Here is a 22516-nt window from a genome sequence, read left to right on the forward strand (position 1 = left end):
TTCGCGTCAATTGCTCCGCAACGCGTATATTTCAAATTCTTCTGCTGAAATCGGCCCAGACCTCAGAAAGCCCTGAAAATACTCGCAACCTTGCTCTGCGAGCGTTGCCAGCTGTGCTTCTGTTTCGACGCCTTCGGCAATGACGGACAGATCCAGACTATGGGCCATTTCAATGATAGATTTCACGACCACCTGGTCTTTTGTCGAGCCACTGATATCCGCCGTCAAACCGCTATCAATCTTGAGATAATCTAGCGGCAGGTTCTTCAGATAGGAAAGACTGCTATAACCTGTCCCAAAATCGTCAATCGCGATACGTAGCCCTAGTTCTCTGAGCGCTCCAAGCCGTTGTGCAGCGCTTGTAATATCGCCAATTAACTCGCTTTCCGTTATCTCCAAGGTTGTTCGTGCCGCTTCAAACCCCGCATCTTCAATGCCCAGCATCATAGCTTTGACAAAGTCAGCATTGGCAATATCACCAGCAGTAACATTTATGGACAAGCGCAAGAAAGAGAGGCTCTCAGGCCAATGTGCCGCTGTTTTAAAGGCTAGCTTGTGGATATGCGAAGACAGTAATTCCATTAAACCAGCGCGCTCTGCTACTGAGAACAGCGTCGCGGCACCCAAAAAGCCGAGCTCCGGATGGTTCCAACGCGCCAAAGCTTCGGCGCCTGTCAATTGCCCGGTGTCCACCTTAATTTGCGGTTGTAGAGCGATTGTTATGTCACCACGCTCAAATGCATGGAGCAAATCAGCCTCTAACTGCTGCTCCAGCAGTATGTTCTTTTCCGACGAGGCGCTGATCTTCAATGGCAATGCATCGGAAGCCATCGCTTCTGCTAAAGCAAGTGTTGCTTGCCTAATGAGCAAAGTTTCATCCGCAGAGTCGCCTGCAATCGCTACCCCCGCCCGCGCGACTAATCCTATCTCACGCGCTTCAACAGAAATCGGTTCAAAGACGCGGCCGAGCAATTTTTCGGTATAGCGCTCAAGATTTTGTACTAAACCCTCTCGGTCGTGCTCGAAATCCATAACCACAACAAAATTTTGCCCATCCATCCTGGCCACCAGACAATCATCGGCAGAATGATCGATCGTTTCAGTGATTAGTCGTTGGCCGATGCGGCGCATAATCTCGTCGCCAATAGCACGTCCATAGGCTGCGTTGATCGTCGCAAAATTCTTCAGACCAAACATGATCAAGCCAAGACTACGTCCGGTCTCAAGGCGACAGCGCATCCAATTTCTAGCCGCAGAACCGTTTCTCAGGCCCGATAACAGATCTCGCCCAGTCCAACCAAGCTCCGCATCATTGTCTACAATATACTCCAAACGGCCATGAATGCGCTCGCCCGAATCATGCAGATGATGGATAATTTTATCGCCATTCCTTACATGTGCGATGGCGGTCTGGGCAGCTCCAGAGCGCAGACGTCCCATCGCCCCCCGAACACGGGCGCGTTCTTCGACTGACAGCAATCGATAAATTCCAGTGGTTGGGTAAGTGTCGAAATCAACTTCAGGCATATTCGATTTCAATTTCTCACTAACCCAGTTCTTACTGATATCGCCCTTCGAAAATGACCATTGTTCTCCAACTTGTGTCAGTAGCCTATTGAGATCATGCGTAGCTTCCGCTCCGCCATGTACATTCTCAACATAACGATAAGCAAAGTTTATGGCCTGCTCGAGATTGGCTTGAGGATTGGCAATATCCAAAAAATGAGTGGCCCCGGCATGGTAACATTTTGCAGCAATATCGTCCTGCGCTCCTCCATCCGCTAAGGCGAGAATCGCGATCCCGGAGTTTTCATCCAGATTAGCCAAATCGACAATTGCAGCCAGCCCATCATCAACCGCATCGCGCAAGTCAATCATTGCAATCAAGGCGTTAGACGACAAAAAACGACCTCTTAGACGATCTTTACGCCGAGCCGAACTCACGTGCCAACCACCAGCAGAAATTCTTGCAGCCAGGGGATCCCGGTCATGAAAGGACAATAGAAACAGGTTTTTTATAGCTGCTTGTCCCGATAATGATTGCGACTTTTGAATGACTTTTGGTTTCCCTGTTTCGTAATATTTGCCGCTTTAACGAACAACAAAATCCCTATCCTTTTCCATAGCGGCTAAATCTTTATAGGCCGTTGCTTGCATCTGAACAAAACGCTAGGATTTTTACCAGCAATTTCACGGGATATGATGATGTTCGACGGATTTGGCCGTAAAATAGACTATCTAAGAATATCGGTTACCGACCGCTGCAATTTTCGCTGCCAATATTGCATGTCGGAAAAAATGACTTTTATGCCGAAATCCGAGCTACTCACATTGGAAGAAATCACACTGATTGCCGAGCGTTTCATCGGTCATGGCGTGAGAAAAATTCGGCTTACGGGCGGTGAACCCTTGGTCAGACGTGATATGAGCGAAGTGATCCAAAGGCTTGGACGCAAAGTTAAATCTGGTGAGTTAGAAGAATTAACTCTTACGACAAATGGAACACTGCTGAGCGAATATGCCAGTCATTTGGCCACGCATAATGTACGGCGCATAAATGTCAGCATGGATACGCTTGATCCCACCGATTTCGCAGAGATTACCCGTGGCGGAAAAGTGGAACAGGTTCTCGACGGTATTGATGCCGCAAAGCAGGCCGGGATCCAGATCAAAATCAATATGGTGGCGTTGCGCGGATTTAATCAAGATGCTTTATTACCCATGGCAGAATATTGCGCCAGAAACGGGCATGATCTGACAATCATTGAAACGATGCCATTGGGTGATGTTGGAGCGGACAGAAAACTGGAACATATTCCCGTAGAGGAATTTACAGCACCCTTATTGAAACAATATTCATCCAATCCAATTGACCACGAAAGTGCTGGACCAGCTCGTTATCTGGCCGTTGAGCCCTTGGGACTACGCCTTGGCTTGATAACGCCACTCAGTCAGAATTTCTGTGATAATTGCAATCGCTTACGCCTAACAACAGATGGCAAGATATTTATGTGCCTTGGTCACAATGCGCATGTTGATTTACGCGCCGCAGTACGCGATGAAGGCATTGAGGCTGTTGATCGGTTGCTTCAAAAGGCTTTGAAGCTCAAACCGTTACGACATGATTTTAATGCGCAGTTAGACGGGTCCGCAGAGATATTGGAGCGTCATATGAACGTCACGGGCGGATGAGTGAATCAAAATGGGCACTGGTCGTGTCACCTACCCCGCAAGCACAGGAAGCGGGCGAAAAGCTCAAACCATTGATGGAGTGGGTTCCGATTGAAGAAGCGGATCAGGCTGTCGTTCTCGGCGGCGACGGCTTTATGCTGCAAACACTGCATCAAATGCTCAATCGTCGGAAAATCATGCCAGTATATGGGATGAACCTGGGCACAGTGGGTTTCCTGATGAACAACTGGCATGAAGATGATCTGGTTCGGCGCATTGAGGGTGCGCGGCCGTTCAAGGTTCGTCCGCTCAAAATGGAAGTTGAAACAATTTCTGGCGCCAATTTTGTGCTGCCAGCGATTAATGAAGTTTCCCTGCTAAGAGAGACACGCCAAACCGCAAAACTTGAAATTCAGGTCAACAACCGAATCATGTTGGAAGAACTGGTTTGCGATGGCGTGTTAATCGCGACGCCAGCGGGCTCAACGGCCTATAATCTGTCAGCCAACGGACCAATATTGCCCTTAGGTTCAAATTTGTTAGCCCTCACACCGATCAGTCCGTTCCGCCCACGGCGATGGAAAGGGGCCATTTTACCAGACAAAATGCCGATCAGCATTAAAGTACTAAACGCCGAAAAACGACCAGTCAGCGCGGTTGGTGACCAACAGGAAGTCCGTGATGTTGCCAAGGTGACGATCTCCATTGACCGCAATCAGACACTCACGATGCTGTTTGATCCAGAACATGCTTTGGATGATCGGATAGCTATGGAACAATTTGTTGTTTGATGACTTGCCGGGTGCGAATGACGTTGCTATAGCCGCGCTCGTTGTGATGCAAATCGCTTCTATTCCCCGGTAGCTCAGTGGTAGAGCAATCGACTGTTAATCGATTGGCCGATGGTTCGAATCCGTCCCGGGGAGCCATTTTTTCTTTTCCTACATTCGCAATATACTCAGTCCGCAAAACATCTTGCGGTCAGGTGCTCGCATCTATCTAGCCAAATTGCTGCCAGAGGATGCGTATTGCTACGTAGAGAATCAACAGCGCCGTCAGTCGCTGAATCCATTGTTCCGGTAGTATTTTACTTGCCAGAAAACTGCCGATTTGTCCGCCAATAAGCACAGCAACAAAAAGCGGCCAATAGGATAATATTATACCGCCGCCCTGCTCCCATTGGGATTTCATAAGCTGCCCAACAAGGCCGCTGATCGAGTTCACGAGAATGAATATACTCGCAGTAGCCGCTATCCTGCGGCTATCTGACCAGTTCGTAAGAAACAAAAGCGGCGCGAGGAATATGCCGCCACCAATCCCTACCATTCCGGAGATAAATCCAATTGCTCCGCCGGCAGTTGGCGCGAACCATATCTGCTGTGTCTGCGTTGAATGCGATGCGGCTTGACGATTGCGATAAAGCGGCTCTGCCAAGAGTAAAAGCCCGGCAACGACTAATGAAATGCCCAATAAGATCAGAAAGCTATCACGATCAATTACCAGGCGGCCACCTGCCCATGCAGCGGGCACCGATAACAGCAAGATCGGCCAAATCCGCAGCCAATCAATTAATCCGCGCGCGTGAAACCGCAAGCTACCGCCCATAACCACAATGATATTGCAGACCAGAGCGATAATCGGCAGCGTCCGATAGTCGATATCGGCCAGTGTAAGCAGCGCGATGTAAGTAGAGCCACCTCCAAAACCGACAGATGCGTAAAGCACAGCTGTCAGAAAAAAGAGCAATGCGAGACCGGCAATGCCAAAAGCCATGTCAGGTCTCGCCCAGCACGCGGCTCACCGGATCAATATTTACCGTGGCAATGCTTATACTTGCGACCAGAACCGCATGGACATGGCGCGTTACGACTGACTCCATCAAAATTGACATCATTGGGCGCCGCGCCGCCGGACTGACGTGGCGGTAGCGTCGAGGAAACCGTACCCAATGTGCCACCATCGATGTCATCGCTGTTATCTTCGCCGGTAAGCGGATCGATGTGCGTCGTCAGGAAATCTGGTAGTTCCGGCAATTCTGGTACTTCGATTTCTTCCTGACGATGGAACTGGCTCACCGCGATGGTTTTCGTCACGCTCTCACGGATGACTTCCAACATGCGTTCGAATAAGCCGAAGGCTTCTTTCTTATACTCATCCAACGGTTTTTTCTGGGCGTAAGCGCGCAGGAACACCACCTGTCGCAGCGCATCCAGAGTAGCCAGATGCTCTTTCCAGTTATGGTCGAGCGATTCTAGGAGGATGGATTTTTCAATCTGCACCCAGATTTCCGGATCAATCTGTTCCACTTTTGCGTTGAAATCGGCATCGGCCAATTCGGCAATCCGCGTCTCAAGAATTTCCGGCTCAACGGCATCTTCTTGAAGCCAAGCATCGATATCGGGTGTGAGGCCAAAAACCGTTTCCACCCGCGTTTTGAGTGTTTCCGTCTCCCATTGCTCCGGATAGCTGCCCGGAGGACAGCTGTCGGCAACAATGGCGTTTACCGTTTCAAGACGCATATCCTCAACAACATCACCAACCGTTTCGGCATCCATGATTTCGGCGCGTTGTTCGTAGATCACTTTCCGCTGGTCGTTCATTACGTCATCATATTCAACGACTTGCTTCCGCGCTTCGTAATTGCGCGCTTCGACTTTTTTCTGTGCCGTCTCAATGGCTTTCGAAAGCCATTTACCACCAATAGCTTCGCCATCTTCAAGATTTTTGTTCATCATTTTGGCGAACATCGTCTCGGTACCAAAGATACGTAGGAGATCATCTTCCAGGCAGAGATAGAAGCGGCTGAGGCCCGGATCACCTTGACGACCGGAACGGCCACGTAGCTGGTTATCAATACGGCGGCTTTCATGCCGTTCTGTACCCAATACAAACAAACCACCCGCAGCACGAACCTCTTCGCGCAGCGCACGGACTTCTTCCTCGATCTTGGCAATGGCCTTATCGCGCTCAGGACCTTCTTCTATATCGGCGAGTTCTTGTTCGACGCGAAAATCAATATTGCCGCCTAGCTGAATATCCGTGCCGCGGCCTGCCATATTGGTTGCGATGGTCACTGCACCGGGGCTACCGGCCTGCGCAACAATATGCGCTTCCTGCTCATGAAAACGCGCATTCAGCACATTATGCGTCACGTCTTCTTTTTTCAGAAAATCCGACAAAAGCTCTGATTTCTCGATCGAAACCGTACCAACAAGCACGGGCTGACCTTTGTCACTATGTTCTTTGATTTTCTTTGCGATCGCTGCGAATTTATCGATCGTATTTTTATAAAATTCGTCGTTCTCGTCGAGCCGCTGGATCGGCTTATTGGTCGGAATTGTAACAACATTCATCTTATAAATTTCAAAGAATTCTGCTGCTTCCGTCGCTGCTGTACCGGTCATACCCGACAATTTTGGATACATCCGGAAATAGTTCTGGAACGTGATGGATGCCATCGTCTGGTTCTCAGGTTCGATCTGAACACCTTCTTTCGCCTCCACCGCTTGATGCAGTCCATTGGACCAACGGCGACCATCCATCATACGGCCAGTAAACTCATCGATAATGACGACTTTGCCGTCCTTGACGATGTAGTCCGTGTCCCGCTTGCGCATGACATTAGCCATCAAAGCCTGGTTCAGGTGGTGAACAACTTGGGTATTTTCAAAATCATAGAGGTTATTGCCTTCCAACAACCCTGCCTCTTCCAACAAGCGTTCGGCTTTCTCAGTTCCCTCTTCAGTCAGCGATATTTGGCGACTTTTCTCGTCTTTTTCATAGTCTTCTTCGGTAATGTTCTGAACAACCTCGTTCACCGAAACATAAAGCTCTGACTTGTCGTCCGTCGGTCCAGAAATAATCAACGGCGTCCGCGCTTCGTCGATCAGAATTGAATCCACCTCATCAACAATCGCGAAATTGAACGGCCGTTGGACCATCTGGCCGCGATCATGTTTCATATTGTCGCGCAGATAATCGAAGCCAAATTCATTATTGGTTCCGTAGGTGATATCGGCGGCATAAGCCTCACGTCGTTGTTCTTCGCTGATGTTGGGAATGATTGTGCCGAGGCTCATGCCAAGGAAATTATAGACCTGACTCATCCATTCGCCATCGCGGCGGGCAAGATAGTCATTCACGGTAACAACATGAACGCCCTTCCCTTCGATCGCATTAAGGTAACAAGCCAGCGTTGCGACCAGAGTTTTACCTTCACCGGTCCGCATCTCGGAAATTTCACCGCGATGCAATACGATTCCGCCAACCATCTGCACATCATAATGACGCTGTCCCAAGGTACGTTTCGCTGCTTCACGCACAACTGCAAATGCTTCCGGCAAGATGTCATCCAGCGTCTCGCCATTGGCTACCCGCTCCCGGAAATATGGCGTTTTGGCCGCCAGTTCTTCATCGCTAAGCGGCTCAATTTCTGGTTCGAAAGCGTTGATCTTATCAACCACTTTCATGATGGATTTAACGTAACGGTCGTTAGAAGACCCGAAAAGGGATTTGGCAAAGCCGCCGATCATGATGATTTCCGATATTTCTTATGGTGTTGAGCGAAATTAACGCTCAGTCTTGTCTGCATTTGGGGACGATTGGGGACAATTCAATGCGAGTGATTGTCCAGAAGACGGCTAAGGTGCGCCTTCTTCATGCTCCAGCTTGTCACCAATGGTCGAAAGGACCGGCAATACCGACCACACAGAAGTGGTATCGCGGCCGCCAGACACACGAACTGCAAAGGGTGTTTCGCTCTGAATGAAGGCCCGGGCAGCTTTGTTCCAGTCTGATGGCGTCGCCAATTCAGCCTCGGATGCGACTTCATTGCCAGTCGTCTCTGTTGCCATAGCAGTAGCCGGCGCATTAACGCCCACTGCATTGAAAAGCAGCAACATAAAACTTGCAATATAGACGTTCATCAATAAGCCCTGTGAGAAGAACTTCGCTTTAGCAAACCAATAGATAAAGGCAAGTTAAGTGTCAGAAACTATATCGCCCCTTGCTCCCGCAGATATCCCAGAGCTCCCGGAAATTTCGGGCGTCACCTGTCGCATCGCTCAGGCGCGGTACAAGGAATGGGATCGCTGTGACCTCACTTATGTAGAACTGATCGGCGGCACATCAGTCGCGGGCGTGCTAACCCAAAGCAAATGTCCGTCCACAGAGGTGGAGTGGTGCCGCAAAGCCTTGCCGGGTGGCAAGGCACGGGCGCTGGTCGTTAATGCCGGTAACGCAAATGCCTTTACCGGTGCGCGCGGTATGGAAGCGGTGCAACGGATATTATCGCTCACCAGCGATCATTTGGGTTGCACCGAGGAAGAGATATTCGTCTCCTCTACCGGCGTGATCGGTGAACCTTTGCCCAAAGACCGGGCTGAAGCTGGGTTAAACGCCGCTTTCACCGCCGCGCCTTGTAGCTGGGAAGAGGCTGCCGCGACGATTATGACAACCGATACCTTCCCCAAAATGGCGACCACGAGCGCCATTATCGGCGGAAAGACCGTTCATCTGAATGGTATTATTAAAGGATCCGGGATGATCGCGCCGGATATGGCTACGATGCTCGGCTATATTTTTACCGATGCGACTGTGGATGCTGGCTTGCTGCAGGAAATGCTGAATGCAGCGACTGCGAAAAGCTTCAACTGCATCACCGTCGATAGTGATACATCAACCAGTGACACTGTCTTGGTCTTTGCCACAGGGCAAAATGAAGCCCCTGCCCTTGAGACATTTGACGACGGCGGTGCAGATGCGTTTCAAGCGGCCTTGAGCGATTTGTGCATGCAATTAGCCCATCTCGTGGTCTGTGATGGTGAAGGTGCCAGCAAGTTTATCGAAATTGCAGTGACCGGAGCGCAAAATGATGAAAGCGCCAAGCGTATCGCTCTCTCGGTCGCCAATTCACCACTGGTCAAAACCGCGATTGCCGGAGAAGACGCCAATTGGGGCCGTGTGGTCATGGCGGTCGGTAAAGCCGGAGAGCCAGCAGACCGCGACAGATTGTCTATCGGATTTGGCGGCACCACCGTTGCGCGCGATGGCCTGGTTATACCTGATTATGACGAAGCTCCGGTCGCAGAACACCTGAAAGGCGACGTAATTGACATCAGCGTTGATATCGGGATCGGTAAGGGTCAGGCCACCGTCTGGACCTGTGACCTGACCCACGGATATATCTCAATCAACGCCGACTACAGGAGCTAAGATGACCGAAGTCTTATTGCATCACTATGAAAACTCCCCCTTTGGACAGGCCATGCGGCTTGCCTTGGGTTTGAAGGGCATAGACTGGAAGTCTGTCCAGCAGCCTGACATTTGCCCTAAACCCGACCTGAGCGCCCTGACCGGCGGTTATGAACGCATTCCGGTGCTGCAAATCGGATCGGAAATCTATTGCGACACAGCCGTCATCGTCGACGCGCTGGAAGCATTTAAACCTGAACCGAGCCTCTATCCAAAGCCCCTCGGCTTTGCCGGTCGGATGATTGCTTTATGGTCAGGCGGCCTGTGGTTCATGCCAGCGGTGGGGGTCGCTCTGGGTACCAATCCTGAAATTGTCAGTGATGAATTTTGGGAAGATCGTGCCAAGCGTTTCGGAATGGACCGCCGGAAATTCTTGCCAATGGTACCCCATCTGACGGGGCAGTTTGATGCCGGCGCGGCATTGGTCGCCGAAACGCTGGCTGATGGTCGGGACTATATTAGCGGCGATACAGCCGGTCACGCAGACTTGATGCTATATATGAATATTCGCTTCGCCAGCTTTGCTGGTAAAAAGCCATCGGACTTTGGTGCTGATGTTACCGCCTGGTATGATCGGATCGACTCAATAGGCTATGGCAATTTCGAGGAATGGACGGGGCAGCAGGCGATCGACTATGCCAAGGCATCACAACCCGTAAGCGGTGGAACGGTGGATCCTGCATCCGGTTTTTCAGCCGGTGACAAGGTTTCCGTTAAAACTGAAACGCCGGATCCAGCGGCTGTCATCGGTACATTGATGGGCCTCAATGATCGAGAGATCATTATCAAACGAGAGGATGATCAAGTCGGTTCTTTGCACGTGCATTTCCCACGTCTGGGTCAGGTTTTGTCCCCCGCATGATCCATTCCGCCCTTAATCTGTCGGTACAGAATATCCTTAGGGATGTGGCGAAAGAAGTCGTGCTCCCGCATTATCAAAATCTCAAGACTGCGGATATTGAGGAGAAGTCGCCAGGCGATCTGGTGACTGTGGCTGACAAGTTGAGCGAAGAGATGCTCAGTGAGAAGCTAGGCGCCCTCCTTCCCGATGCCGCTATTGTGGGTGAAGAGGCCAGCGCCGCCGATCCGTCGGTCATGGATCATCTGGGTGATAATCAGGCTTGGATTATTGATCCGATTGATGGAACCGGCAATTTTGCAGCAGGCAAGCCCCCTTTCGGAATGATAGTCGCGCTGTCGGAGGAAAATGAAACCGTTGCTGGCTGGCTTTATGATCCTCTGAAGGATCGGCTGTGTTACGCCGCGAAAGGGCAAGGCGCGTTCATCAATGGCGAAAAGCTTAGCGTATCGGCCGATCCAGATGGCAAACCGGTGGCTGCTTTGGCCACTGGCTTCATGACGTCAGAGCAGCGGGACAAGCTTTTGGCCGCGGCTGACGGGCATTATGAGATTGTGGATATTCCGCGCTGTGCGGCGGAGCAATATCCGCGATTAGCGCTCGGTACCAACCATATTTCAACTTTTGAACGCAGCTTGCCCTGGGATCATGCCGCGGGCATATTGTTCCTGAACAAAGCGGGTGGGAAAGCCGCTCGCTGGAATGGCGATGCCTATCGGCCTGCGGATCGCAAAACCGGATTGCTCGGGGCCTCATCGCCTAAATTGTGGGATGAGGCCGCCGAGCGTCTGGGGGATGTTCTTAGCGATTAAGCCAGTCAATAATTAGGCTGGCAGGCTTTCTTCAAGCCAGGATTTGAGCTGGCTCTTGGGCGCTGCGCCGACTTTGGTTTCAACCGGCTCACCATTGTTGAACAGGATCATTGTCGGAATGCCGCGCACGCCATATTTGCCTGGCGCATCCGGGCTGTCATCAATGTTAAGCTTGGCGATGGTCACCTGTTCGCCCAATTCATCGCTGATTTCTTCCAGCGCAGGACCGATCATCTTACAGGGGCCGCACCATTCCGCCCAAAAATCGACAAGCACGGGGCCGTCGGCTTTCAGGACATCTTGTTCAAAACTCTCATCGGTAATTGCTTTGGTAGCCATAGGGAATCTCCTTTGCTTGTTTGAATGTAATCTAGGCTCGCATGACCCATTGCTCAAGTCTTTGCCCGAAAAGGATTTTCATGGGCGCTCCAAGTCTGTCTTGTTCGCCGGCTTGTGCCGTTCGATCAGATCGGCAGAAAGCTGAAGCAAAATTGGCCCCTGCGTATACAGTAGAGCCGCCTTGATAGGGCGGCCGGGGAATATCTTCTCCAGAGCAGCGACATAGGCGGCCATTTGACGCAGATAGGCGCGCGGCGATTGCGCTGCCTCTTTCGGCACAGCACGACCAGTTTTGAAATCAACGACAGTGATCAGATCATCCGTCACCAGCAAGCGATCCACGGTTCCGGAAACGACATGCTGATCGACAACCGCAGCGATCGGCGCCTCGGCAAAACTATCGGGCGAGAACAACGCCGACCAATCGGGATTATCCAACACCGTTTGTACTGTATCAATCAGGCTCCGACGTTGCCCCGGATCGGTTATCTGCTTTTGCTTCAACAACCAGCTATCCGCCACTTCGAACCGCTTTCCGGGGGCAATATCGGGCAATCGTTCAAACAGGCTGTGGAGCAGCTTTCCGCGCTGCGCTGCATCACGCATGATCTGGTCCGGTGGCGGATTAGCGGCATCATCGGGACCAAGGTCAGATGGCGTTAGCGGACGGGGTGGTCGTGCTTCCTTGGGCGCCGGAGCGAATAGCCACTCGGGCAACATCTCAGGCTCCTCACCCACCGAAACGCCACTTTTTTTTGCACCAATGACGGGACTTTCAGATGGGTTATCAACAATATAGCGCCTTTCGGCCAACCAACGCACATTGTCTGTCCAATCCGTCTCGAGTCCGGCCAATCCCCTTTCAACCGCAGCATACCAGCTGCGCTCCGGCACTTCACCGCGCGCTTTGGGGCCCAAAATGCCGGTGACAACCAAATGTTCTTCCGCCCGCGTCATCGCGACATAGAGCAACCGCCAATGTTCCTCCATATCCCGCGCATCGGCCAAGGTGGCGTAGGCATCCAGCAACCCCACCCGCTCTGCCTTGCGAACCGGGACGACTGGAAATTCCGGCTCCCCTTTCGGCCTGTCGGGGTCAGGTATCTCAAAACCACCGCTTTTCTTGTTCGCCGGATCAAACGTCGCGTTGGCTAGGATGACAAGAGGAGCCTGCAAACCCTTGGCACCATGGACCGTCATCAAGCGCACTTCGTTGCCGCCTTCTACTTGGTCCCGCTTGATCTCAACATCACCGCGATCGAACCAGTCGAGAAAGCCTTGCAACGTCGGGATATGATCTTGCTCAAAAGCCAGAGCGGTGTTCAGCAATTCCTCCAAGGGGTCCAGCGCGGCATGACTGAGCCGTGCCGTTAATTTCTTACGCCCCTCCATCGGTCCGGAAGTAATCATTTCCATAAACTGATAAGGCGTGTTGAAATCGGCCATTTTGAGCAATGTCCGCAAAGGTTCGATATGCTCTGCGACATCAGCCTGCGTCCGCAAAAATTCCCACAAGCTTTTGTCTTTATTGGCATCACCGCGATATCCTCGCGCCATTAAGTCTTCCTGCGTCCAACCCAAAAGCGGTGAGACCAATAATGACGCCAAGTTTAGATCATCATTCGGCTGCAACACAAAGCGGATCGCCGCCAGCATGTCCTGCACAACCAAAGGTTGATTCAGCCTAATCCGGTCAATCCCAGCGACAGGTACATTTTCTGCAAATAGACGCGCCACGATCAACGCACTCAAATCATCCCGCTTGCTGACCAGGATCATGATATCCTTGGGTTCCAGCGGGCGGTCTTGCTGGCTTAACCAAAGCGGGCTCTTAGGAGAGAGCCATTCTTTAATCTGAATTGCAAGCTTTTGGGCAAAAACACGTTTTTCATCACTCAGCCAGTTTTCTTCTTCATCAGCATTGCTAACCGCACCATGGGCAACGGGTCTCCACAATCGGACACTTCCGGACTTTCCGTCATAGTTGCTTTCGTGTCTGGGAATGGGCTGATCGAGCCCCAATTCCTTTTCGCCAATATGGTCGAGCACCTGATCGACCACCTCAAGCACAGGCGGCGTCGAACGGAAGCTACGGTCGAGCGACAAATCGCCAAAGGCACGTCCTGATGCTTCTGCACGCGCAAAGAAATCATCGCGCGCACTGACATAGTTATAGGGGCTGGTACCTTGAAAACCAAAAATTGCCTGTTTGAAGTCACCAACCGTAAACAACGTACGGATTTTTTCGGCACTGGCACCCAATCCAGCAAAAAACTCGCCAGCCAAAGCCCTTACGATATCCCATTGCGCAAGGTTGGTATCCTGCGCTTCGTCGACCAATATATGATCGGTGCGTTGATCCAGTTTGTAGCGGATCCATTCCGCCATATTGCCTTGATTGAGCAATTTCGCGGTCATCCGGATCATGTCATCAAAATCGACCACGCCATTGAGCTTTTTAGCGTCTTTATAGCGGTGATAGAAAGCGCGACCGGCATCCAATGCGCCTGCGAACAGGTCTGCATAATCAAACAACGCCTTGGTTTCGATCAACTGGCGGCAATGATCATATAGCGCAACGCTGAGTTCCTCATATTGCGGCGCAACCTTTGCCAATCCCTTTGGAACGGACCGCCATTCGCCATCAGCCTTCGCCCATATCTTGTGAAGTTCCGGCAATAAGGTCGCTCGCTGCGCAATATCGGCCGCGATCCAGGTCTGTATCTGGGCAACATATCCCGTCGCTGTCTTGGTGCCCCAAGCCGCCAAAGCGTCGATCATATGTTGCAGACTTGCAGTATCAAACAGATCATCACCACATTGCTGTTCCAGCCAGTTTTGTGCGTCGCCGTCCAAGGACAAATTTAACAAGCGCCGGACAAAAGGAAGAACGGCACTCGGCAGATTCTCCATGGCTTCTGCTTTGGAGGCACATGTCAGAAGATATTTTTCTGCCTCTTCCTCACCCATTCTAATACTCAGTGCCTGAATGGCCTGAATGATAGCGATATTTCCAGCGGCTTCCTCTTCTAGCAGCAAATCACCCAAAGCCTGCCGCGCCAATATCTTTTGGTTGCGCTCTTCAATTGGTTTGAACAGAGCCGGAATGGCTGCCTCTTCAGGGAAACTCGTGAGCAGCGCCTGACAAAAGCTGTGGATCGTCATGATCCGCAGCCCGCCGCCGCGCGCATCCAAAACCCGTGCGAAAAGGGTTCTGGCATATTCGCGTGTTTCGGGGCTCACTGGCGCACCGATGGCCGACAGATCAGCGGCCAGACTCGCATCATCAAGTCGGACCCAACTGGCGAGCTGGCGATGAATACGATCCGCCATCTCGGCCGCGCCTGCCTTAGTGAAGGTTAGGCATAATATATGTTCTGGATCGACATTCTCACGCAGCAAGAGCCGGAAAACGCGCGCTGTTAAGACCTGCGTTTTTCCGGTACCGGCGGATGCACTCAGCCAGATATTCTCATCAGGCTGTACTGCATCATTTTGCTTGTCAGCGAGTGGATATAGAACGGGATGACTGGTGGAAGCCTTACCCATGATCGCCCTCCCCCGCAGCTATTACCGATCGGCCATACCATTCCTCAAGCCGCATCAGCTGATCATAATCCCCATAAGGCGCATATTCAGGATGCAGCTTGGCAATCATGGGTTCGTTGCCCAGAATATAGTTGTTCACGGCATCCGTGAACGCCGCCACTGCATGATTGACGACCTGATCGGTCTCGATTCTATCTGGGCTGCGCGGGTTGGTCGGCGTCGCGATATAACCGAAACTGTCCTTCCCGCCCTGTTTCGCCAGCGACCAATATTCAAAACCACTCGCGTTGCCGGACAGTCCACCAAAATCGCCGCGTTCGGCAATGGCGCCGAGCAATCCAAGTTGCAGCGAGAACCCTTCTTTCACGGCCTTGTTCGAAGGGGGACCACCGGTTTTATAATCGATGATTCCCAATCCACCGTCAGGCATTCGATCAATCCGGTCGGCGACGCCAAACAGATCAATACCCGCAATATGTGCGGCTCCTTTCTGCTCGGATTTCAAAGGTAAGCGCTGGTTTTCGCCTTGTTGCACGACCGTTTCCGCCACCCACAACAAACCTTCCATCAATCGCGGCGCCCATAATGTCCGCATCAGCGGATGGGAGGAACGCTCGTTGAGAAATTCCAGTGCCCGGCGCTTTAGCGCGTCGGGGTCATAGTCATCTTCTTTCGCCCAGCGGTCCAAAATATCGTGAATGATCGAACCGCGCCACGCTGGACTTGGTTCAGCATCAATCATATCGAGCGATCCCAAGCCCATGATCTTTAGGGCATAAAACGCATAGGGATCGGCAATCAAACGATCCACATTGGTCACCGACAGTTTGACCAACCGCTGTTCCGCACTGGGTTCCGGTGCGGGTTGTTCTATACGGATCAATATATCAGGTTGATCAATCTCTTTCGCCAAATGTTGAGCGGAGAGATGTTCTTTCAGATTGTCTCCGCACATTGCTTTCAGCCGCAGCAAAAAGCGAGAGGCAATAGCTGGACCGGAGCCATCGCGCTCGGCCCTCGTCAGTATGACATTCTGGGCGCCCATAGCGCCGACAAGATCGTGCGCCGACAGACCGATTTGTCTTTCCTGGGCTGGTAGGCCGAGAGACTTGCGTACCATCGGAGCAAGCCAGGGATCGGGGGTAATGGCCTGCGGCCAGCTACCTTCATTGAGACCGCAACAGATAACGAGCTCCGCCTGTTGCAAACGCGCTTCCAGCAATCCGTAAAGCGCGATACGCGGATGCCCGGCATAGGGCGGACGAACGGGCATATCCGACAAGAAAGTTTCAAAATAGCTGGCGATTTCTGACGGTTGAATTTTCCTTGGCCCCAATGCCGCCCGTTCTTCCATATCGGACAGAAAATCGGCCAGTTGGCGTCCGGCTGGGCCAGCCCATAGCTGCCCATTGGTTAGTCGATCAGCGAGAGCCCGAATTTCGGCCAATATAGTCGGCCAATCCATCGCGCCGCTAAGCGCCTCTGCTGCCGATTCAAAAATATTGCGGGTGTTTTGCCACCACGGATTGAGCTCGTCACGCAAAGCCTTGGTTCTATGATTTTCGCCATGGAACAGACTATCGAGACCAGAAAGACCCGGTGCAGGTCGAGGGCCGCGCATGAGCAAGTCAAGTTTGCGCACCGCCGCAAGCCATTCCAAACGCTCTTCCCCTGCCATGACCAGCGGATGTTTCAACAGAGCCAGAAATTCAGCGGGTGGAAATCCATCTGTCACAGCAGATAGCAGGGCAAGAAAAACCACGCCTTCCGGCTTTTTCGATAACGGCTGACCTGCCGTATCATCAGCCGTTATCGTCCAGCGTTCAAGATGCGCTGATATCCGACCAGCCAGCGCGCGGTCTGGCGTGACAATCGCCACACGGCGTTCCGGTGTTTCGAGGGCTTCTCGGGCCAATAAAGCTACCACTTGCGCTTCCTCGGCGCTGTTCCTTGCTTCCACAAGCTGCACGCCTGCCAGGCTACGCTCATTCGTCTCCAATGATTGCCAGCGTGATGTCAGTTTAGGGATTGTGAAAGCATTGCTCAGCGCCCGGCTTCGCTTTGCTGCCGCGCCGCTCGGTCCCGTCCGTGGCCAGCGAGATATTTCGCCGCGCGCGATGGACATGCGTTCCAGCAGCAATTTCATGTGATATTGCGGATGGGTTTCCTGTGCTCGCTCGGCACGGCCGATGGCTTCATCCTGCTCGAACGGGCCCAACATCTCCCATTCATCATCGGCCATGACCATATCCAGATCTGGCAACACAACCATGCCATTTTCAAGAAACGCTATGGCACGCAGAAAACGCGCAATGGCTGGCGCAGACGTTGTAATACCAGCTGCGACAACAAAGTGCCGGGGTGGATTGGTGTTCCAGCTTTTGACGCTTTGATCGAAAAGAGCGTTGCGGCGGGCCGCCTCATCAACCAGCCCCATATTGTTCAACTGCTCTTGCCACTTTTCCGCAATCAACCGGAAGAAGGACAGGGATTTTTGCCAATGGCCGGAAAGCTCGGGTTCGACTTCAATGTCAAATAACTGCTTCAGGGCAATTTCTTCGACCGTCAGCTGGTCCAGTGTTCGCGCAAATTCACGGGCCAGCCGCAGCGCTTCTTTCGCCAATATCGGGCTACCCATTGCCACGCTTTCGCGTTCAATCAGTCGCGCTATTGTCAATAACCGGTCAAGGGGATCAATTGCAGGAGGGATATCCAGCGCCAGCTCGCCGCGATCGAGCGCGACGCCAATTGATTCATCCAGCTCCAGATCACCAATCACCGCCATTTGTGGTAGTAAAAGGCCGTTTTCGCTGAGCCTGACAAAAGCATCATGCACCGCTCGCCGCGCACGGTTATTAGGCAATATTATCAGGCCGCGAGCCAATTCCAGAGGATTTTTTGCAAACCGATCAATCAACCCCTGCGCTAACGCATCCGCAAATCCGCCATGCGCGGCTATGTTATATACTTCAGGCGCCGACCGCCGGGTCATACCGGCCTAAACACGTGTTAATGCCGCCTCAGTCGGAGCAATCGCATCAGGCGAGCCAACCTCGAACCAGTTCCCTTCATGGACCAGCCCAAAGAGCCGCTCCTCCTCTATCGCCCTGCTCCACAAAATATTGGTCGAAAAAGGCCCTTCCGGCGCATCGCGCAGCAGGCGTTTGGAAAGAAGCTGGATGCCTGTATAGATGAAAGGCGCTTGGCGATCCGGCAAGCGCCGCGAAACCCGGCCATGGTCATCGAGCTTAAAGTCACCAGAACCTTTGTAGTTATGCGCTGAGCTTTGCGGTACCAACAACAATAGGGCATCCATTTCTGTGTCGTCCCAGCGCTCTTCCAATCTCTGCAAACTATTGGTTGGTCCGTCAGTCCAAAGATTATCGCTGTTTATGGAAAAAAACCTATCCTCATCGATAAGCGATGCGGCCTGTACCATACCGCCGCCGGTTTCCATCAACTGCGCCCGTTCGTCCGAAATCCTGATATCAAAGGGATAATTAACCGCGTTGAGATGCGCTTCCAAAGCATCCGGTAAATAGTGCGCATTCACCACGACCTTCATCACCCCCGCTTCCCACAGCTTATCAAGACAATGATCGATCATCGCTTTGCCTGCCACTTTCACAAGCGGCTTAGGGCGGGTTGCGGTTAGCGGCCGCATGCGCTTTCCAAGACCAGCGGCCATGACCATCGCGGTTTCGACCTTGCTCATGCCTGTGCCGCCACAATTGGTTTGCTCCGGACATCATCGGGAATATTTTGATCAAACCATACTGCAACAGGAGCAAGGTCGGAATGAGCAAGATCTTTTTCCAGCAATCGCCACATCCTCGGCAGGAAATCAAGATAGCGTGCTTTACCATCTCTGGCATAGAGCCGGGTAAAGATGCCGATAATCTTCGTGTTTCGTTGCGCGCCTAAAATGGCATAATGGCTGCGAAACTGGCTTGCTTCCCTTTCCGACAGACCATCAAGATAATATTGCAGCATCGCCTCTTCCAAAACATCCGATACATCGCGGCGAGCATCCTGCAACATTGATACAAGGTCATAGGCTGCGTGGCCCGCAAGAGCATCTTGAAAGTCTAGAAGCCCCAGACGATCATCATCCAACAACATGATGTTTTCAGCATGATAATCGCGCAGGACAGTCACCGGCGACGTCTGGGAAGCGATCACTGGCTCTAACACGGCTTGCCATGCATCAACAAAACCGGTCAGATCCACATCCAGTGATTGCACAGGACAATACCATTCGGGAAGCAGGTTAACCTCTCTCAAATATTGCTCCCAGTCATAATGCGGTAAATCGGCAGCAGGCTTTTGATGCAGCGCCTTTATGAGATCAATGGTCTGCCGATAAATCGCCTCTTCATCTTCCGGATGATGATCAAGATGTTCCCGCATCCGATGGTCACCGAAATCCTCCAGTAGAACCAGGCCGTGCGTTAGATCCTCCCCAAAAATTTCCGGTGCAGCAAATTGCTGAGCTTTCAAATGCCGTGCAATATGAATGAAGGGACGCGGATCTTCATGTGGCGGCGGTGCGTCCATTAATATCGCCTTGCGATCCCCGGCGATCACCCGAAAATAGCGACGAAAAGATGCATCTCCGGCCACGGGCAATATCTCCGCCCCTTCCCAGCCGTGATCATTCAAAAAATCCTTCGCCGCGGCGGGTGGTGTCATGTTATTGGCCATCTGTCTTTCCAAGCGGTACCAGCTGTCCAAGTCAACCGGCGACTATCATCATTTTGTATTTCTAACGTAATTTGCAGACCATCGGTCCAGAATTTATCCGGCATTCGATCTGGCCATTCGGCAATAATTGCACCGTCATTCAAGATATCGTCTAACCCGAGTTCCTGAATTTCATCCGCATCCTCGATCCGATAAAAATCCACATGGGCTACTGGCAGTTGTACGTCTGGTTTTTCATATTGCTGGACGATGGCAAAGGTTGGACTGGGAACATCATCCTCAAAGCCCAAGCCGCGCAATATGCCGCGAGCCAACGACGTTTTTCCTGCTCCTAGAGTTCCGGACAAGGCGATCTTGTCACCCGGCTGCAACATGCCGGCGAGCTGTTTACCTAAAGCCATAGTCGCTGTTTCGCTGTCCAAAATCACGATATGCCCCGCTTACTGTCGCGGAAGATGAATGGTGACCAACGTTCCCTGACCAGGTTCCGAGGTCAGAGTAAGTTCACCGCCATGAGCAAGCAATAATTGCCGGGCGAGTGGAAGGCCAAGCCCGCCGACTGTCTCACCGGTTTTCTTGCGCGACCGCGCAAAACTATCAAATGCTTTGGATTGCTGCCCCGCGCTCATGCCCGGACCATTATCGGAAATATGGATGACGGCCTGTTTCACATTGCCGCTACCGTTAATCAACAAACGCCCGTCTTCGCCCGTATAGCGGATGCTGTTATCTACAATCTGTCCGATCGCTTGGGACAGGCGTTTTCTATCGGCCAAGGCTGATCCCAGCGTGTCATCAAGCTGCAATTCCAGCTCAATATTCTTGGCTTGTGCATCGTCGGCATATTGCTCTGCGACACCCTTTACCAGTTGGTTAAGGTTCACCTTCTCCTTGGCAATCGGCAAGGCCCCTGCCTCACTCTGGCTGAGGTCGAGAACGTTATCAATCTGCATTCCAAGCCGTTTGACCGATTGCAGGATCGCCCTAGCATATTCATGGCCCTGTTCGGTTAATGGCCCCGCCACTTCATTGTCCAGCAATTCAGCAAAGCCGCCGATTGACGTCAGTGGGGTCCGGAATTCATAACTCATATTGGACAGGAACGAAGCCTTGATCGAGTCCGCCTCTACCAGCGCTTCATTCCGTTCGCGCAGTGCCAGCTCGATCCGCCGGCTATCCGATATGTCGAGCATAGTGAATAATGCATTGCCATCAGGCAGCGGTATTGCCGCATATTGAAAACGACGCCCGTCGGCAAAGGTCATTTGACCGCTTTGTTGTTCCCGTTCAGACGTCGCAGCACGAACCATCGCGCGGACTTCGGAAATCCGGGCCGGCTGTTTCAACTGCACGGCCATTTTTTGCATTAGCGTATCAACACGAGGATGTTTGCCCAATTCCTCTTCATCGAGGTTCCAAATGCTGGCAAACTGATGGTTCCAGATGTTGAGCTTGCCGTCGGCGGCAAAGACAGCCACAGATTCAAACAGATTGTCAAACGTCGCCGTTCGTACGCGCAGCAGTGTATCGCGCGCACTAGCCAATTGAACCTGTTCAGTGCGATCCTCGATGATCATCAAGAGGCCGCCATCGGGGGTAGGATTGGCAATAACTCGCAAATGCGTACCGTCGGCCAATAGCCAATTTTCTTCGATTGAGCCGGTAGATTTGAACCATTCCGTGCGTTCTTCCCGCCATTCCGGGAAATCGCGCACATCGGGAATACGGTTCATCTCGCGCATACGGTCTAGCACGCGCGGAAATTCCGGTCGTTCTGCTATCCATTGCTGACGCATCGAAAAGATCCGCTGAAACGGGAGATTGCAAAATTGCAAAGATTTATCGGCGTCGAACTGCACCACAGCAGCGGATATTTTATCGAGCATGTCACGCTGCGATTCGTTGAACCGTCTTTGCTCTTTGCGTGAATCTATCAGCTCCTGAATGTCAATCGCATAGCCCGCTATGCCTGATTTACCCAGCGGCACATCAACCACCTGCGTGGTGCGACGCTGTCCACCAATTGTGGTGGCAACAACGCGTTCATGGGGTTCGCCTTTCTCTTTGGCTTGTGCAGCCGCGTCTTGCGGACTGACCCCATTAATCGTCTCGACTAGCTCAATGCCCTCTTCGACAACTTGCGCACCGTCTTCAGCGTCCACCGCCCTTACATAGGCGCTATTCACCAATGTTAGCTGCAAGTCGCGGGACCGATGCCACATCGGCACAGGTGCAGCCTCAATCAAAGCTGAGAGCGCATCGAAAGCAGCATGCGCCTCTTCATTTTCGGCGCGCAGCTTTTCGATCTGACCCTGGCTATCCGTCGCATCGAATATCCAAAGCAACGCGCTGCCATTGGGTGCTATTTTCTGATCAGCCAGTCCGCCGCGAATATATAGCGCCTTGTCCGATCCTGCGACCTTGATCGCCCTGGCAAAGCTGCTTCCCGATTTTTGGGCAAGATTTACGTCCTGCGTCAATCCTTCAAGGTCGGCACGGCTCATCCCCGCATCATTACTGTGAAGTTCGGAGATATGGGCAGGCAAATAATCGAAACCCAGCCAGTGCATCAATCGCTGTGATGCCTCCAATTTTCCATCCGACCGGACCAATAAGGGCAGCGCTGGCGATGTTTCAAGCAGGCGCCCAAGACGACCGGATTGACGCATAGTGGCCGCAGCTTTTTTCTTCATCGCCAGACCAGTCCACACCGCCCATGCAGACGCACCCAACCAGACGGCGAGAATCAAGCCCAATATCACTGCGGTTAAGTCCGGAACGTTCGACATTATTACAAGCGATTAGACGGTTAGAGCACCGGCGAAAAGCC

The 22516-nt window shown here is 52.2% G+C and carries 16 protein-coding genes and 1 tRNA gene; 6 read left to right on the forward strand and 11 right to left on the reverse strand.

Translation table 11 applies throughout. The features are described from left to right. Nucleotides 1–6: 6 nt before the first annotated feature. Nucleotides 7–1902 (reverse strand): GGDEF domain-containing phosphodiesterase, encoded by a 1896-nt coding sequence (locus tag ABJM21_RS08550; protein ID WP_348301557.1) that lies wholly within the window; start codon nt 1900–1902, stop codon nt 7–9. A gap of 303 nt (nt 1903–2205) precedes the next feature. Here ABJM21_RS08550 and moaA point away from each other — a divergent pair, with 303 nt between their 5' ends. From moaA to ABJM21_RS08565, 3 genes are all read left to right on the forward strand, one after another. Beyond that, nucleotides 2206–3192 carry a GTP 3',8-cyclase MoaA gene (gene moaA / locus ABJM21_RS08555; protein ID WP_348301556.1) on the forward strand — a complete coding sequence of 329 codons (987 nt, stop codon included), beginning with the start codon at nt 2206–2208 and terminating at the stop codon, nt 3190–3192. Continuing rightward, nucleotides 3189–3962, forward strand: a complete 774-nt coding sequence (locus ABJM21_RS08560) for an NAD kinase (protein ID WP_348301555.1) — start codon at nt 3189–3191, stop codon at nt 3960–3962. Before moaA ends, ABJM21_RS08560 begins: the two co-directional genes overlap by 4 nt. Before the next feature lie 63 nt (nt 3963–4025). Next, a tRNA-Asn gene (locus tag ABJM21_RS08565) sits at nt 4026–4100 on the forward strand. A gap of 70 nt (nt 4101–4170) precedes the next feature. On the opposite strand, the gene ABJM21_RS08570 is transcribed toward ABJM21_RS08565, so the two are convergent. The 3 genes from ABJM21_RS08570 to ABJM21_RS08580 all read right to left on the reverse strand — a co-directional run bounded on the left by ABJM21_RS08570 (nt 4171) and on the right by ABJM21_RS08580 (nt 8096). Then, a complete protein-coding gene (locus ABJM21_RS08570; RefSeq protein ID WP_348301554.1) occupies nt 4171–4944 on the reverse strand; it encodes a sulfite exporter TauE/SafE family protein in 774 nt (257 codons plus the stop codon). Between the two features lie 32 nt (nt 4945–4976). After that, complete coding sequence (gene secA, locus ABJM21_RS08575) at nt 4977–7703, reverse strand: preprotein translocase subunit SecA (RefSeq protein WP_348301553.1); 2727 nt, start codon at nt 7701–7703, stop codon at nt 4977–4979. A 108-nt stretch (nt 7704–7811) separates the two neighbouring features. Further along, entirely contained in the window at nt 7812–8096 is a 285-nt protein-coding gene (locus ABJM21_RS08580) for a hypothetical protein (RefSeq protein ID WP_348301552.1), read from the reverse strand. A gap of 58 nt (nt 8097–8154) precedes the next feature. Between ABJM21_RS08580 and argJ the strand changes: the two genes are divergently transcribed. Genes argJ through ABJM21_RS08595 form a run of 3 tightly spaced genes read left to right on the forward strand, consistent with a single transcriptional unit; the run spans nt 8155 to nt 11094 of the window. Next, entirely contained in the window at nt 8155–9384 is a 1230-nt protein-coding gene (argJ, locus tag ABJM21_RS08585; RefSeq protein ID WP_348301551.1) for a bifunctional glutamate N-acetyltransferase/amino-acid acetyltransferase ArgJ, read from the forward strand. 1 nt (nt 9385) lies between these two features. Next, the gene (locus ABJM21_RS08590) at nt 9386–10285 is read left to right on the forward strand and encodes a glutathione S-transferase family protein (protein ID WP_348301550.1); all 900 of its coding nucleotides are present in this window, start codon (nt 9386–9388) and stop codon (nt 10283–10285) included. Further along, complete coding sequence (locus ABJM21_RS08595) at nt 10282–11094, forward strand: inositol monophosphatase family protein (protein WP_348301549.1); 813 nt, start codon at nt 10282–10284, stop codon at nt 11092–11094. The genes ABJM21_RS08590 and ABJM21_RS08595 overlap by 4 nt, the downstream gene beginning before the upstream one ends. Nucleotides 11095–11106: 12 nt before the next feature. Here the strand turns inward: ABJM21_RS08595 and trxA are convergent, their stop codons facing one another. The 7 genes from trxA to ABJM21_RS08630 form a co-directional block, all read right to left on the reverse strand. Next, nucleotides 11107–11433 carry a thioredoxin TrxA gene (gene trxA, locus ABJM21_RS08600; protein WP_108809917.1) on the reverse strand — a complete coding sequence of 109 codons (327 nt, stop codon included), beginning with the start codon at nt 11431–11433 and terminating at the stop codon, nt 11107–11109. A gap of 78 nt (nt 11434–11511) precedes the next feature. Then, on the reverse strand, nt 11512–14982 hold the full coding sequence (gene addA, locus ABJM21_RS08605) for a double-strand break repair helicase AddA (RefSeq protein ID WP_348301548.1): 3471 nt from the start codon (nt 14980–14982) through the stop codon (nt 11512–11514). After that, nucleotides 14975–17974: a double-strand break repair protein AddB gene (gene addB / locus ABJM21_RS08610; RefSeq protein ID WP_348301547.1), complete on the reverse strand. Its 3000-nt coding sequence runs from the start codon at nt 17972–17974 to the stop codon at nt 14975–14977. The genes addA and addB overlap by 8 nt, the downstream gene beginning before the upstream one ends. Before the next feature lie 6 nt (nt 17975–17980). Further along, a complete protein-coding gene (locus tag ABJM21_RS08615; protein WP_348301546.1) occupies nt 17981–18697 on the reverse strand; it encodes a nucleotidyltransferase family protein in 717 nt (238 codons plus the stop codon). Then, nucleotides 18694–19686, reverse strand: a complete 993-nt coding sequence (locus ABJM21_RS08620) for a phosphotransferase (protein WP_348301545.1) — start codon at nt 19684–19686, stop codon at nt 18694–18696. Before ABJM21_RS08620 ends, ABJM21_RS08615 begins: the two co-directional genes overlap by 4 nt. Then, entirely contained in the window at nt 19671–20114 is a 444-nt protein-coding gene (tsaE, locus tag ABJM21_RS08625; protein ID WP_348301544.1) for a tRNA (adenosine(37)-N6)-threonylcarbamoyltransferase complex ATPase subunit type 1 TsaE, read from the reverse strand. Before tsaE ends, ABJM21_RS08620 begins: the two co-directional genes overlap by 16 nt. 12 nt (nt 20115–20126) lie before the next feature. Then, nucleotides 20127–22475, reverse strand: coding sequence for a PAS-domain containing protein (locus tag ABJM21_RS08630; RefSeq protein ID WP_348301543.1), 2349 nt, complete (start codon nt 22473–22475; stop codon nt 20127–20129). Nucleotides 22476–22516: the final 41 nt, after the last annotated feature.

This window comes from Parasphingorhabdus sp. (genome assembly GCF_039977335.1).
Classification (GTDB): domain Bacteria; phylum Pseudomonadota; class Alphaproteobacteria; order Sphingomonadales; family Sphingomonadaceae; genus Parasphingorhabdus.